The organism is Microbacterium sp. Ag1, assembly GCF_001005635.1.
GTDB classification, from domain to species: domain Bacteria; phylum Actinomycetota; class Actinomycetes; order Actinomycetales; family Microbacteriaceae; genus Microbacterium; species Microbacterium oxydans.
In genome coordinates this window covers 90,537-104,564 of the sequence record NZ_LBCR01000031.1, presented here as the reverse complement: position 1 = coordinate 104,564, position 14,028 = coordinate 90,537, and the positions used below count along the sequence as shown (strand labels likewise).

Annotated in this window: 15 protein-coding genes; 4 read left to right on the top strand and 11 right to left on the bottom strand. The window is 68.0% G+C overall.

Annotated elements, in window-relative coordinates:
- Nucleotides 1-20 precede the first annotated feature (20 nt).
- The 4 genes from AAY78_RS12230 to AAY78_RS12215 form a co-directional block, all read right to left on the bottom strand.
- Nucleotides 21-1,964 (bottom strand): ABC transporter ATP-binding protein/permease, encoded by a 1,944-nt coding sequence (locus AAY78_RS12230; RefSeq protein WP_082108669.1) that lies wholly within the window; start codon nt 1,962-1,964, stop codon nt 21-23.
- Between the two features lies 1 nt (nt 1,965).
- A complete protein-coding gene (locus AAY78_RS12225; protein WP_082108668.1) occupies nt 1,966-3,189 on the bottom strand; it encodes a peptidoglycan-binding protein in 1,224 nt (407 codons plus the stop codon).
- 63 nt (nt 3,190-3,252) lie between these two features.
- Nucleotides 3,253-4,164: a hypothetical protein gene (locus tag AAY78_RS12220; protein WP_046748573.1), complete on the bottom strand. Its 912-nt coding sequence runs from the start codon at nt 4,162-4,164 to the stop codon at nt 3,253-3,255.
- On the bottom strand, nt 4,155-4,604 hold the full coding sequence (locus tag AAY78_RS12215) for a peptidase inhibitor family I36 protein (RefSeq protein WP_046748572.1): 450 nt from the start codon (nt 4,602-4,604) through the stop codon (nt 4,155-4,157). The genes AAY78_RS12220 and AAY78_RS12215 overlap by 10 nt, the downstream gene beginning before the upstream one ends.
- Nucleotides 4,605-4,839: 235 nt before the next feature.
- Between AAY78_RS12215 and AAY78_RS12210 the strand changes: the two genes are divergently transcribed.
- Together AAY78_RS12210 and pnuC are read left to right on the top strand one after the other, a co-directional pair.
- A complete protein-coding gene (locus AAY78_RS12210) occupies nt 4,840-5,391 on the top strand; it encodes a GNAT family N-acetyltransferase (RefSeq protein ID WP_046748571.1) in 552 nt (183 codons plus the stop codon).
- A 2-nt stretch (nt 5,392-5,393) separates the two neighbouring features.
- A complete protein-coding gene (pnuC, locus tag AAY78_RS12205) occupies nt 5,394-6,107 on the top strand; it encodes a nicotinamide riboside transporter PnuC (RefSeq protein ID WP_046748570.1) in 714 nt (237 codons plus the stop codon).
- Nucleotides 6,108-6,167: 60 nt separating this feature from the next.
- Here the strand turns inward: pnuC and AAY78_RS12200 are convergent, their stop codons facing one another.
- The 7 genes from AAY78_RS12200 to AAY78_RS12170 all read right to left on the bottom strand — a co-directional run bounded on the left by AAY78_RS12200 (nt 6,168) and on the right by AAY78_RS12170 (nt 13,366).
- Complete coding sequence (locus AAY78_RS12200) at nt 6,168-7,412, bottom strand: heparan-alpha-glucosaminide N-acetyltransferase domain-containing protein (RefSeq protein WP_156172651.1); 1,245 nt, start codon at nt 7,410-7,412, stop codon at nt 6,168-6,170.
- Between the two features lie 251 nt (nt 7,413-7,663).
- Nucleotides 7,664-8,401 carry an amino acid ABC transporter ATP-binding protein gene (locus AAY78_RS12195; RefSeq protein ID WP_046748569.1) on the bottom strand — a complete coding sequence of 246 codons (738 nt, stop codon included), beginning with the start codon at nt 8,399-8,401 and terminating at the stop codon, nt 7,664-7,666.
- The gene (locus AAY78_RS12190) at nt 8,398-9,264 is read right to left on the bottom strand and encodes an amino acid ABC transporter permease (protein WP_046748568.1); all 867 of its coding nucleotides are present in this window, start codon (nt 9,262-9,264) and stop codon (nt 8,398-8,400) included. Before AAY78_RS12190 ends, AAY78_RS12195 begins: the two co-directional genes overlap by 4 nt.
- Nucleotides 9,261-10,112 carry an ABC transporter substrate-binding protein gene (locus AAY78_RS12185; RefSeq protein ID WP_046748567.1) on the bottom strand — a complete coding sequence of 284 codons (852 nt, stop codon included), beginning with the start codon at nt 10,110-10,112 and terminating at the stop codon, nt 9,261-9,263. Before AAY78_RS12185 ends, AAY78_RS12190 begins: the two co-directional genes overlap by 4 nt.
- A gap of 79 nt (nt 10,113-10,191) precedes the next feature.
- Nucleotides 10,192-10,620 (bottom strand): cupin domain-containing protein, encoded by a 429-nt coding sequence (locus tag AAY78_RS12180; protein WP_046748566.1) that lies wholly within the window; start codon nt 10,618-10,620, stop codon nt 10,192-10,194.
- On the bottom strand, nt 10,617-11,912 hold the full coding sequence (locus AAY78_RS12175; protein ID WP_046748565.1) for an amidohydrolase family protein: 1,296 nt from the start codon (nt 11,910-11,912) through the stop codon (nt 10,617-10,619). Before AAY78_RS12175 ends, AAY78_RS12180 begins: the two co-directional genes overlap by 4 nt.
- Nucleotides 11,909-13,366, bottom strand: a complete 1,458-nt coding sequence (locus tag AAY78_RS12170; RefSeq protein WP_052748765.1) for an adenosylhomocysteinase — start codon at nt 13,364-13,366, stop codon at nt 11,909-11,911. The genes AAY78_RS12175 and AAY78_RS12170 overlap by 4 nt, the downstream gene beginning before the upstream one ends.
- 79 nt (nt 13,367-13,445) lie before the next feature.
- On the opposite strand from AAY78_RS12170, the gene AAY78_RS12165 reads away from it, so the two are divergent.
- The gene (locus tag AAY78_RS12165; RefSeq protein ID WP_052748764.1) at nt 13,446-13,694 is read left to right on the top strand and encodes a type II toxin-antitoxin system Phd/YefM family antitoxin; all 249 of its coding nucleotides are present in this window, start codon (nt 13,446-13,448) and stop codon (nt 13,692-13,694) included.
- Complete coding sequence (locus tag AAY78_RS12160; protein ID WP_046748564.1) at nt 13,691-13,948, top strand: type II toxin-antitoxin system RelE family toxin; 258 nt, start codon at nt 13,691-13,693, stop codon at nt 13,946-13,948. The genes AAY78_RS12165 and AAY78_RS12160 overlap by 4 nt, the downstream gene beginning before the upstream one ends.
- Nucleotides 13,949-14,028: the final 80 nt, after the last annotated feature.

The window sequence follows — 14,028 nt, the reverse complement described above, 5'->3', positions numbered from 1 at the left end:
CACGACGTCCAGCAGGGATGTCAGCTGCGGAGATTCTCGGCGGGGCGCAGACGCGCGGCGCGGATGGAGGCCAATCCACCTCCTCCGGCACCGACGATCAGGCCGACGGCAATGGCGATGGGAAGCAGCACGATATCGAACACGGGCGCCCATCGTTGGCTCACTGTGACGACGAGGATTGCCGCCATGCCGAGCACGAGACCTGCGGCCCCTCCGACGACACCGACGATTGCGGATTCGAGGGTGATGAGTTCCCCGATCTGTCGGTCTCGGGCTCCGAGCGCTTTGCGCATGCCGATCTCACCCCGGCGTGCGTTGACAGCGAGGAGCGTGGCGTTCATGAGTGCGGCGATCGCGACGATCAGCGCGAGCAGCGTGAACGCGGTGAGGGTGGCCTGCACCCCTTGTTCGACCTGTCCTCTCAACTGTGCAGAATCGGTCGGCGCAGCGACGACGATCCGGTCCGGCTCGTACGGGTTCAGTGCCGAAGGCAACTGCTTGGCGACCTGCTGCGCTGCGCCGGAGGACGTCACGGCCAACATCGTCACATCGACGGCCCCTTTCGCCGTGATGTCGTCGCGGGGCCCGACGACCACTTCACCGCGGAGCAGGGGGAGGCGCGAGGACGTGGTGATGATGCCGGCGACGACATAGGCGACGCCATCAACCGAGATCGTGGGAGCGCCATCGATGCTGCTGAGTTGCATGTCCTTCGCGAGAAGATCTCCGACGTAGGCCTCGCCGGCAGCCAGGGTGCCCTCATGCCAGGGTGCCTCGTCGACGGTGAGACGCGCAGCGCCGACGATGTCTCCGATGGCGACGTGCGGCCGGATCTGGCGTGCCTCGGCGAACGTCGAGACCGTGCTGACATTGAGATCGATGACGACCGCGGCCGCATCCACTCCGCTGAGTCGCTCGATCGCCTGCGGAACCTCCTCGGGCGGAAGCGAGTGCTTGGCTCCCGTCGACCACGTCGCCGAGACCTCGCGGTTCAGGTGAGCATCGAACGTGGCGGACACTTGGGCCCGTGCCGATGCCGAAAGCCCGAGGGTGGTGATCGTCAATGCCACGGCAATGGCGACGGCGAGCCCCTGTCCGATCGATGGGTACTTTCTCGACATCACCGACGCCCAGGCGTCGCGCAGTATGTCGGCGAATCGGATGCGCCCGGTGAGCTGCGCCTGCTCGTCGTCGCCCGGAACAGGGAAGGGCCCCTCGTCGACTGCAGAAGCCAGCGACCTATCCCCGGACTCTTTGGGTGCCGGATCCGCTCCGGTGCCGGGCTGTCGCTCGTCGGACACGATCGCCCCGTCGGCGATGCGGACCACACGACGCGCCCGGGCCGCGACCTCAGCCGAATGAGTGACGACGACGACCGTCGCCCCGTCGCGATTGATGCGTTCGAGCTCGTCCAGAACACGAGCGGCGTTTACCGAGTCGAGGTTTCCGGTCGGCTCGTCGGCAAGGATCAGTTTCGCGTCCCCGGCGATCGCCCGGGCGATCGCGATGCGTTGACGCTGCCCGCCCGACAGCGTCGAGGTGCTCTGGAACGCGCGTTCCGCGAGCCCGACAGAGTCGATGGCGCGGAGGACACTCTCACGCCGCTCGACACGCGGCACGCCCCGGTAGAGCAGGTTCAGCTCGACGCTGTCGACGGCTGGTCTGGCCTCGAGAAGATGGAAGGCCTGGAACACGAATCCGATCGTCCGTGCCCGCACACCGGCGGCACGGCGGCCGTCGCCGGCACGAGCCTCCTCGCCATCCAGAACATAGCTACCCGCCGTCGGGTCGTCGAGGAGCCCCAGAATGTTCATCAGCGTCGTCTTGCCACCGCCCGATGGCCCGACGATCGCAACGAACTCCCCCTGATCGATCTCCAGGTCGATACCGCGCAGTGCATCGACATCGGGCCGACCTGCCGACGAGTACGTCCGACGCACTCCCCGTAACTGAATCAGCGTCACGTCAACCGACTCGAACCAGGTCGCCGGCCTTCAGGGCACCTTCGTCGAGCGGCTCGACGGCGACCTCGCCCTGCAGTGTGCCCAGAACCGCGACCGGCACCTCGACCAGCGTTCCGTCCGCCTGCTGCTTCGTCACAACATTCTTGTCAGGCCCTCGGTCCGACACCGCGAGAACCGGGACGATCAACGCGTCCTCGGCCACGATCTGCTTCGTCACCGTCACCCGCGTCCGCCCCGCCGACCCCGGCAGTGCTGTTTTCGGGATCACGGCGAAAGTGACCTCGGGTGCGGCCTGTTCCGCGTCCCCTTCCGAGCCCGATCCCCCTGAGCCTTCGGCCGAGCCGGAGGGGCGGATGTCTCCCACGGTGCCCTCGACCTCAGTGCCACCGATCGAGATCACAGCCGCGTCTCCTGCGACCACATCCCCGAGATCGGTGACGGGAACCGTGATCGTGACCACCAGATCCGCCGACCCGAGGATGAAGTCCGGCACGCCCTCCGCCGCCAGACGCTGTCCGACCTGAACGCCCTGCACGACCTGCGCGGACGCCGAAGGCATCGCCAGAATCTCGGCGACCGGGACATACCCCTCGGCAGCCGGCACCTTCGCGCTCGGATCCGCCGACTTCTCGCCCTCCCCCTGGCTCGTCTTGTCCGCCGAAGCAGCACTGCGAGTGGGGGCTTCATAGCCGCTGTCCTGATACCAGCGCTTCACCGCCGTGGCCGTCTCGCTTCCGAACCGCCCATCAGCATTGAGAGGGTACGACCGCGCCACCAGTGCGGCCTGTAGTGCCTCGACATCCGGCCCACGATCCCCGACGCCCAGGTCGCGGTAGAAGGAGAAAGCCGAGTGCACACCGAAGAGAGGACGCCCATTGACCTCGGTGAGAACCTGCCCCGAAGAAGCGGTTGCACCCGCCGCCAATGGCCGTCCGGTGACGACGGTGAGCGACGCATCCGCGACCGGAAGCACCGTCACCGGAGTCTGCGTCGACGGCCCCGCCTGCCCAGTGAAGCCAACCTCTCCAGCCAGCGAACCCTGCATGACCTCCGCGAAGACCGGCCCGGGGGTGGGCGCCTTGGCATTGGCCTCCTGCTGCGCCGAAGACTGGAACTGCGCAGCAAACCAGAATCCCGCCCCAATCAGCGCCGCGATCAACACCACGGCGATCACGACGATCCAGCGGGACCGTCTCGCCGTTTCCGGCACAGCTACTTCATCCATCGAACTCTCATTGCTCACTGATCGGCCACGACTCCTCGCTGAGCCAACTCTCGCGCCGCCTCTCTAAGGCGCGGCTGGCGCGTTCTCCGCCACGATCGTCAACAGCTTCTTCTTCCGTTCGATCGCGTCCGCACGGATCCGATCGAGCTTGTCCCTGTTCTCCGCGACGAGCTTCTCCTGCTCCTCCCAATTCCGCTCATACCAAAGCGCGGCCCACCCACTCGACTCCTGACACTCCGCATCAGCGACAGCAGCAGCAAGCTCCTCCGTGGAAGGCGCCGACGACGACCCCGTCACCGCACCCCACTTCTCTTGCTCAGCGGAGGGTGCACCTTCCCAAGGCTGCTCCTGAGTCACCACGTAATCCACCCGTGGGGTCAAGCACTCCCGCCAGGCCTTCACCGCCTTGACCACATCCGGATCCTGCTCCACGATGATCATGGCCTGGGCGGATAGCTCAGCGTTGTAGTTCAACCCGTCGGCGGTGGATGCGAAGTCCTTGTCTTTGGCGCGGATCTTGTCGGTGCAGGACACGAGCGCGTCATCCAGTTCCTGATTCGGAAAGTACGAATCCACTGTCTCTGTGAATGTCAACCACAGCTCAGCGCTCTCCGGATCATCCAGCCCCGCGAAATGGTAACCCCACTTCTTTGCCAGTTCCAGATTGAACAACCGCAGACCCACCCGGTTGAAGTCTTCCGCGTGGGGGAAGTCGGTGTCCTGCCATGGCACTGGCCACTCATACCCCTGCGCCCCCAGGCAATCCGAGATCAACAGCTGCTCCGCATAGTTATCCAGGTCCGGCGAATACACGACGAACTCATCAAGAGGCATCTTCCAAGCCGCTTGATTCTTCACCCCCGCGTCCGCCTCACTGCCGGACGCGGTACACCCCGCCAGACCCACAGCAACCGTGACCGCAACGGCGGTCGTCACGAACAGGCGGCCACCCATGCGCGGACAGATCACCGGCATAGAGCCGAACCGACGCTGCTCAGGGTGCCGCTGAAGTATCCCGACTCAATGTCGTCGTCATAACTGCCCACATTGCCGAAGCCCTGCCCCCGGAGGATGAGGAGGCCCTTCCCGCCCGTCTGGTTCTGCCCTTTGTAGAGGTAGGAGTTCTGGGAACGACCGTTGTTGAAGGTGGAGGAGATGACGTCGCCGTAGGACCTCCAGCCGATGGCCATGACATCCACGCAGTTCGCGAACTTGTGCGTGGACGGCTGCTGCCATGCGTCGTTGGTGTAGTTGTAACCCGAGTAACTGCACGTGTACCCGGATGGGCAATCACCCGGCGCGGCGGCGGCAGGGCCCGCCAAGGCGAGAACTCCCACCCCGGACAGGACGAGTGCGATCAGCGCGCTGGCCACTCTCTTGCGCCAGGTTGCGCGACGCGCGTGTTCCAAAGACATGAGATCCTCCGATGCACCCGCCGACTAAAACAATACGTTCTACACAGTAGACATGATCGTTACGCGCGTCTGTAGGCCGTTCGGGGGACAAGAGCGGCGTCGGAGCGCCGTTCCCCGCAACCATTCGGCCGCAGCACGCCCGAACAGCGCTCCTCCTGCTAGCGTCGGCGATGCGCACCCGAGCGCCGATGAAGGATGCGCACCCGAAGCGCAGAAGAAGAGAGACCGCCCGCCGATGACAGCCGTGCGAATCAGGGATGCCGAGACTGCCGATCTCGAGACCATCACCGCGATCCACAACCATGCCGTGCTGCACACCACCGCGATCTGGAACGAAGAGGCTGTCGACCTCGCCGACCGCACCGCCTGGCTCGCCGATCGCACCGTCCGTGGCTTTCCGGTCATCGTGGCCGTCGACGACACCGGGGTGCTGGGCTATGCCTCCTACGCGCAGTGGCGCCCGCACAGCGGATACCGTCACACGGTCGAGCACTCGGTGTACGTGCGGGACGGCCAGCATGGTCGGGGCATCGGCACCACGCTGATGACGGCCCTCCTCGAGCGTGCCAGGGTGGCCGGGATGCACGTGATGATCGCGGGGGTCGAGAGCGGCAACGCGGCCTCCATCGCCCTGCACGAGCGACTGGGCTTCGTCGAGGTCGGGCGCATGCCGCAGGTCGGCGCGAAGTTCGGACGCTGGCTCGATCTGAGCATGCTGCAACTCATGCTCGACGATCGCGCCGAACCCGGCACCGAACCCCGCACCGAACCCCGCACCGGATCCTGACGATGAACCTGCTGCAGTGGTTCGTCGACGCCTTCAACTCGCAGTGGATGCTCCCGGGCGGCCAGACGCTTCTGGTGCGCGAAGTCGTGGGCAACGCGTTCGGCCTCGCGAGCGCCCTCGGCGGGATGCGCCGCAAGGTGTGGGCGTGGCCGGTCGGCATCATCGGCAACCTGCTGCTGCTCACGGTCTTCCTCGGCTCGGCCCTCAGCCCCGACCCGTCGCTGCCGCACCTGCTCGGGCAGGCCGGTCGGCAGATCATGTTCATCGCCGTGGCCATCTACGGCTGGATCCGCTGGCGGAATCTCGACGGCGGGCGAGTGGTTCCCCGCTGGGCCCCGACGAGCGCACGCATCGGCATGGTGCTCGTGATGATCGTCGGCACGGTCGCCCTGACCCCGCTCTTCCGGCTGCTCGGATCTTGGGAGCCGGTGTGGGCCGATGCCTGGACGTTCGTCGGATCCTTGCTCGCGACCTACGGCATGGCCAAGGGCTGGACCGAGTTCTGGCTGATCTGGATCGCCGTCGACGTGGTCGGCGTGCCGCTGCTGTTCAGCTCCGGCTACTACGCAACCGGCTTCATGTACGTCTTCTACGGCGTCTTCACCGCGATCGGGTTCGTGATCTGGTGGCGGGCACAACGCACCGCCGCGCATCCGATCGAGATCCTGCCACCGGATCCGAGCCCCCGACGGCCGGAGGAGGAAGAGCTCGCCTGAGCTCCGCCCTCCCCCGGCCCCTCCGCCTCGCTGTCGCCCCTCCTCGAAACGAGGCAGTCCTCAGGCCCGGCTCTTCCCCTTCACGGTCAGCGCCATGACATCGGCCGCACGCGCCGTGAGCCGTTCGAGCGGACCCTTGCCGACCGTGCGCGTCCAGACGAGTGCGCCGGCCATCATCAGCAGCGACAACGCGATCCAGGGAAGCACCGGGTTCGGGAGCCAGGTCGCCGCACCCGCCAGGATGAGGATCGCCTGGATGACGTAGCCGGTGAGGGGCATAGCACCATAGGCGGCCAGTGGTACCACCGCCCACCTCGCGTAGCGGGTGACGATCAGGCACAGCCCGAGGATCGCGACCGCGAATCCGCCGGATGCGAGGATCTCGAGCACCCCGCCGGAGTGGGCGGAGAAGCTCGTGACGGCCTCGAGCATCTTCGCCGGCGGGTCCTGCGACGCCACCCGGTCGAAGTACGACTGGCCGTCGACGTCGCCACCGCCGTCGCCACCGCCGTCGCCAGCGAACAGCGAGGCCTTCTCCGGCGTGAAGCAGGCGACGATGCCGTCGCTCGTCTGGCACGTCAGCCCGGAGATGTCGACCTCGTCACCCGGGACCATACTCATCGAGCCCGAAACCGAACTCGAGTCGGAGGCGGAGCTCGACGTCGTGACATCCTGCTGCGGCGGCGTGAGCAGCCCACCCAGCGTGTATCCGCCGATCGCCACCAGGCCGCCGCAGACGAGCATGACCACAGCCGTCTTCACGCGGGTCAGATCGAGGCGGCCGATCACGAGACCTGCGCAGAGCAGCGCCGCCCACACCGTGATCGGGTAGGTGCCGAACAGCACCAGCGACAGCCCAGGACCACCCAGATCCGGCGAGAGCGTGCCGATCAGAGCGAGCAGCGGAGGACCGAGGATACCGAGCGCCGCCCCCGCGATCACCAGCACCCTGGTGCGCAGGTGCACCGTGAACGCCGCCAGGATGTACAGCACGCCGTACAGCGTGAGGATCACGGCGATCCCGGAGCCCAACAGCTCGACCAGCAGCCCGATCACGAAGATCGCCGCTCCTCGACCGACCAGGCGCAACCGGATCTTCCGCAGCTCGTCCGCAGTCGCGTTCTGCGCACCGCCGGTCATCAGTGCGAGCGATACCCCTGCCAGCAGGGCGAACAGGATCGAGGAGCGCCCGTTGACGATGTCCAGCCACGTCGACGGATCCGAGAGAGTGAAGTCAGGACCGCTCGCGACCATCAGGTGGGCGCCGAACATCCCCACCAGCGCGAGTCCACGCGCGACATCCACGCCGACGATACGGGGCCTACCCGTGGAGGCGGGTCCCCCGTGTCGCGGACGGTCGCCGGAGTCTGCGACAGAAGAGTTCTCCGTCTGCGCAGGGAAAGACGGGATGTTGTGGGGCGTGCTCAAAGGAGACCTCTCGAGGATTCAGCGGAGACCTCAAGCTCAACACGAACGCCCGAGGGCACACATCCACCCTCAGTACCGCTTCTGTCCGTCGAGCGGATGAAGTCGGCGCGTGCGGGTCCTGGCGGGTGTCAGTGCCGCACGCGGGCCAGGAACTCCGTCGTGGCTGCGTGCTGCGGGGCGTCGAACACCTGCGAGGGCGGACCCTGCTCGACGACCACGCCGTGCTCGAGGAACACGATGCGGTCGGCCACCTCGCGGGCGAACGACATCTCGTGGGTGGCCATCACGATCGTGGCGCCCTGGACCTTCAGCTCGCGCACCAGGTCGAGCACCTCGCCGACCAGCTGCGGGTCGAGCGCGCTGGTGATCTCGTCGAGCAGCAGCACCTCGGGCTGCGTGAGGATCGCCCGCACGATCGCGACGCGCTGCTGCTGTCCGCCCGAGAGCCGGTCGGGGTACTCGTCGGCCTTGGCGCCGAGCCCGAGCGTCTCGAGCAGCGCGCGCGCCTTAGCCCGCGCCTCGGCCTTGCGCATCCCGTGCACGCGGACCGCGGCGAGCGTAACGTTGTCGAGCACGGTGAGATGCGGGAACAGGTTGAAGTGCTGGAACACGACCCCGATCCGCCCCCGTACGGCGTCGGCATCCACCCGCGGGTCGGTGATGTCCTCCCCCGAGAGGAAGATCTGCCCGTCGTCGATCCCCTCGATGAGGTTCATGGTCTTGAGGAGCGTCGACTTGCCCGAGCCGGAGGCGCCGATGAGCACGACGACCTCATGCGTGCCGACCGAGAGGTCGATGCCACGCAGCACGTCGTGGTCGCCGAAGCGCTTGCGCACGCCCTTGGCTTCGATCACCGGCACGCTCATACGACTCCTCCGGCCTGCTCGCGCTTGTTCAGACGCGCCGTGACGACGTCGGTCAGGCGGATCATCGGCCAGCTGAGCACGATGAACATGAGGCCGGCCACGACGTAGGGGGTGAAGTTGTAGGTCTCGGCGACCATCAGCTGCGCGGCCCTGACGGCATCGACCGCACCGAGGACGGAGATCAGACCCACGTCCTTCTGCATAGACACGAAGTCGTTCATGAGTGCGGGCACGACCTTGCGGACGCCCTGCGGGATCACGACGATCCGCAGCGTCTGCCCGTGCGTGAGTCCGAGCGAGCGCGCGGCGATGCGCTGCGAGGGGTGCACCGCCTCCATGCCGGCCCTGAGCACCTCGGCGACGTACGCGGAGTAGGTGAGGACCAGCGCGATCGTGCCCCAGAACATCGCGGGCATGCGCGGGAAGATCCCGAGCGCGGGGATGCCGAAGCCCACCAGGTACAGCACGATCAGCAGCGGGATGCCGCGGAAGAAGTCGGTGTACGCCGCAGCGAGCGCACGCAGCGGGAAGAACACGGGGCCACGCAAAGAGCGCAGGGTGGCCAGGAGCGTGCCGAGGATCGCGACGCACACCACGGCGATGACGAGCACGAGCAGGTTGACGAGCAGCCCCTGGAAGATCGGACCGATGCTCTCGATCGCCACCTGGGGGTCGAAGAACGTCTGGCTGACGATCGCCCAACCGGGGGTGTTGACGACGACGACGATCAGCACCACGGCGAGCGCGAGGCTGCTGCCGAAGGCGATCAGTACCGAGCGCGTGGTGGCCCGGCGCCGCAGAGCGCGACGTGACAGCTCGAGCTCGCTCGGCTGCCACTGCGCGTCGACGGGGGTCGAGGTCATTTCAGGACGGGGACGTCGACCGCGTCGCTGAGCCACTTCTGCTGCAGCTCGTCGAGCGTGCCGTCTTCGCGCAGGGCGTCGACCGCCTTGGTGACGTCGGCCGTGAGGGCGGAGCCCTTGGGCAGCACGATGCCGAAGTCGTCTCCGCCGTTCGCGTCGGCGAACTGTCCGGTGACCACGCCGTCGTCGAGCTGAGCGCCGACGACGTAGAAGGCACCGGGGAGGTCGGTGATCATGGCGTCGATCTGGCCGCCCTTGAGAGCGAGCACGACGTCGTCGACCGAGTTGAAGACGCTGAGGTTGCCTTCGCCGAGCTGAGCCTTCGCGACCGTGTAGCTCGTGGTGCCGCTGGCGACGCCGACCTTGGTGGCCTTGAGCTCGTCGATGGTGGTCGCGGATGCGGCGGGCGAATCGCCCACTGCCACGACGGCCTGGGTGGTCGTGTAGTACGGGGACGAGAAGTCGACGGCCTTCTTGCGGTCGTCGGTGATGGAGAACTGCTGCAGATTGATGTCCCAGTCCTTGGGACCTGGAGCGATGGCGCCGTCGAAGGTGGTGCGCACCCAGACGATGTCGTCGGCCGCGTACCCGAGCTGCTCGGCGACCGCGTTCGCGACCGCGCCCTCGAAGCCCTCGCCGTTGGAGGGGTCGTCGTCGACGAACCACGGCTCGTAGTTGGGCTCGCCGGTGGCGATCGTGAGCTTGCCCTCGGTCACGGTCGAGAGGCCCGACCCGTCACCGCTGCCGGAGTCGGAGGACGGCGAGGTGCATGCGGAGAGAGTGAGCGCGATGGCGGCGGCCGCAGCGGTGACGGCGGCTGCGCGGCGGAGGGAGAGGGCGAAGGGCACGATGACTCCAGGGCGAAGAAGGGTAGGGAGGAGAGCGCGGGGCAGGGCGGGTCCGCCAGGTGTCGAGGCGGGTCTGCCTCTACAGAGTAGGCGATGCGGCGAGTCGCCAATCGGCGAAGTCGAAACCTGGCGACACGAAGCACGACACCAGCACCTCGTCGGCGTCGAGCGGCCGCGCGGCCTGCCAGACGCCGGCGGGCACGAGCACCTGCGCGGCATCGTCGGGTCCGAGCACCACCGGGGTCGCCACCCCCGGCTCCGCGCCGTCGCCACCGAGACTCAGTTCGAGCCGCCCCGGGCCGTGCCACAGCCACAGCTCGTCGCTGGTCACGACGTGCCACTCACTCCGTTCCGACGGCAGCAGCAGGTAGTGGATGCAGGTGGCCGCCGGGCGCGGACCGTTCGGCGTCTCGACGGGAAGCGGGCTCGTCCAGGTGCGACGGAACCAGCCGCCCTCGGGGTGCGGGGCGAGGTCGAGCCGTTCGGCGGTCGCGGGGCGCTGTGTCATGCCGGTGCTCCGGTTTCGGGGAAGGAGTCGACGGCGTAGCGGACCTCGCCGGAGATGATGGTGGCGGCCGTGCGGCCCGCCCCGTGCTCGACGAGTTCGACCACGGCATCGGGGCCGGACGGGACGTCGAAGAACGTGAGGTCGGCGAGTGCCCCCACCGCGAGGTACCCGGTGCGGTCGGGACCGACGTCGATGCCCATGGCGTGCGCTCCTCCGAGGGTGGCCGCACCCAGCAGGCGGGCGTGCAGGTCGCGGTCGGTGTACCCCTGCGAGCGGGCGATGCGCGCGAGCTCGGCCACATCGGCCAGCACATCGAGCGAGGGGCTCGACGACAACGAGTCGGTGCCGACGGCGATCGGGCTGCCCTCGCGCAGATACGCGGCGATCGGGGGTTCCTCGAGCCCGATGACGGCGTTCGATCGCGGGCACAGCGCCACGGTGGTGCGGCGCTCCCGGAGAATGGCACGGTCCCTGGCGCTCATGTACACCCCGTGCGCGATGTGGCAGTCCGGTCCGAGCACGCCGAGCTGATCGACGAACTCGGTGGCGCTGGTGCCGAATCCGGCCTTGCGCAGCTCCTGGAAGCTCGCGAGCCCTGCCGTGTGCCAGGCCTGCGGGTGCTCGTGCGCGAACTCGCTCTCGAAAGCAGCCTCGCCGAGGTGGATGTGGATGCGTCCGCCGCGCTCGCGCACGATGTCGGGGATCTCCAGCAGCGGCTCGATGTCGAGCGAGTAGGGAGCGTGGGGTGAGAGGCCCGTCCCCGGCGGCGTCGGCAGCGCGTCGAGCGCCTGCTCCACCTGCTCGCGCCCGGTGCGAGCCCAGTCGGCGTTGGTCCAGCTCATCACCTCCCAGTAGGTGATGCCGTGCAGGCGGGCGTCGTGCAATGCGGTCGCTGCCGCCCTGTCGGTCACGACATCCGCAACGGCCGTCGTGCCGAAACGCAGTGCCTGTGCGGCACCGTCGGCCGCGTCCGCCGCCCAGTCGCGCCCACCTTCGTAGACCGGATCGAACGCGCGCACCCAGTCGTCGAAGCCGTCGTACTGCCCGCGCCCGACCGAGGCCATGCCCGTGTACTGCAGGTGGGTGTGCGCGTTCACGAGACCGGGGGTGAGCACGCCGTGCCAGTGCACCTCCTCCGCCTCGATCCCGCGTTCCGAGAGCGACCGCAGCACCCACTCGCGTTCGCCCACGTGCATGATCCGTCCGTCGCGCACGGCGACCGCACCGTCGACGATCGGTGGGGCGGTGATCGGCACGACGAGCCCCGCGGAGTAGACGGTCACGGCGGTCATGCGGACTCTCCTCGGAAACGCGGCGAGCGCCATTCGCGCAGCGCGTCGATCTGGGCGGCGCTGCGCTGGTCGATGCGCTCTCCGCGCAGGGCGAGAGCGGCCGTGCCGATGGCGGTGTCGGCCTCGGCGGGAAGGGCATGCACTCCGACGGGCAGCGCGAGCGAGAGCAGGTGCTCGACGGCGTACAACTGCACGGCGAACGACAGATCCATGATCTCGATCGGGTTGCCCTCGCCGGCTGCGAGGTTCACGCATCCGGCCCTCGCGATCACGAGCGCGCCGTCTCCCGCACGCTCGACGAACGGCGATCTCTGCCCGTCCGCTCCTGCGTACGACTGCAACGTCGACACATCGAAGTCGACCTCGTGCGGAACACCGCCGGCGACCGCGACGATCGCCGCCGTGCGCAGCACCTCGGCATCGACCGTGTGCGGCGCACCGGTGGCCGAGACGACGAGCGCTCCGGGGGCGAGGTCGTGCAGACGCCCGATGCGGTAGCCGTCGTGCGCGGCGCGAAGTGCGCGCACCGGGTCGGTCTCGGTGACGCCGACCTGCACACCCAGCGCCCGCAGGTGGGCGGCGACGCCCTCTCCTACGGGCCCGTAGCCCACGACCACGGCCCGCTGGTCGCGAAGGTCGATGCCGGCGTCGTCCAGGGCGTCGGCGATCGCGAAGACGCACGACTGGCCGGTGCCGTAGCGGTTGTCGAAAGAGGTCTTGGTCTGGGCGTCGTTCACCGCGATGACCGGGATCTCGAGCACTCCTTCGCGCTCCATGAGCCGCAGGGGCGTGAGTCCACTCGTGGTCTCCTCCGCCGCCCCACGCAACGCGGCTGCGAGACCCTCCTCGTGCGCGAGACGGATCAGGTGGGAGCCGTCGTCGAGCAGCAGGTCGAAGCCGCGGCGCAGGAAGGCCACGGCAGCGGCGCGCTCCGCAGCTGCCGACAGGGCCGGGTCACCGTCGACGGGGATTCCGCGGGATCGCAGCACCTGGGCGACCTCGACATCGATCTCATCCGGGTGGGCGTAGACGGCGACCGTCGCTCCGGCATCCCGCAGCAGCAGGGCGAGCTGGGCGGTCTTCGGCTCCAGCACCATCGCGATGCCGATCCGCACTCCCTTCACCGTGCCGGCCTCGCGCAGGCGTCGCGCGCGATCGGTGGCGACGGGCATGTGACGTCCGGCCGCATCGACACGGTCGTGAGCCGTCTCACGCGCAGGGAGAGCCTTGCCGTCGAGCAGGATCTCGGGCGTCGCACCCGGTGCGAAGACGACTCCGTGGCCGACCGTGCCAGCGTCGCCGAGATGCGCGCCGAACGCGGGGAGCAGTCGACGCAGCTCGTCGGCCACACCATCCGTCCCGACGACGGAGAAATCCCGACCGGCCACGAGCAGGTTGGTCTCGCGGGCGAAGCGCCGCACCAGACGCTGGGCTGTCGCGGTGTCGTCGGTCACCAGTCAAGGGTAGAGCCCGCCGGGGTGGAGCATCGCCCTTTCCATGTACATCACACTGAGCCAGATGTACAATAGTGGGATGTCCACTGTCAGCGTCGCCGACGCCCGCAACAACCTCTCCACGGTCATCGCCCGTTCGCAGGAGGAAGCGGTGTTCATCGAACGTCGCGGTCAGCGTGCAGCCGTGATCGTCAGCCCGGAGCAGTACGAGCGAATGCAGGAAGCTCTCGAGGACGCCGAGGACGTGGCCGCGTTCGACGAGGCGATGGCGGAGGAAGGTCCCGACCTCCCCTGGGATCAGGTGAAGGCCGACCTGGGCTGGACGTGAGCTACCGGATCGAGCTGCGTCCGGCCGCGGTTCGAGCCCTGAAGAAGATCGACCATCAGGATCGCGACCGCATTCGCGGAGCTATCGCCCTGCTCGGGGAGAACCCGCGCCCTCCCGGCGCGAAGGCGCTGCAGCGGCGCGATGGGCTCCGAGTCCGAGTCGGGAACTATCGGATCATCTACACGATCGACGACGATGTGCTCGTCATCGCGGTCGTCACGCTCGGCCACCGCCGGGACGTCTACGGACGCTGAGCTCTCCCGCGAGCCTGCCCTCGAATGTGTCGGCGCGTGTCGGCGACCCTGGATTCCCCGGCGCGGTTCGCCTTTCATGG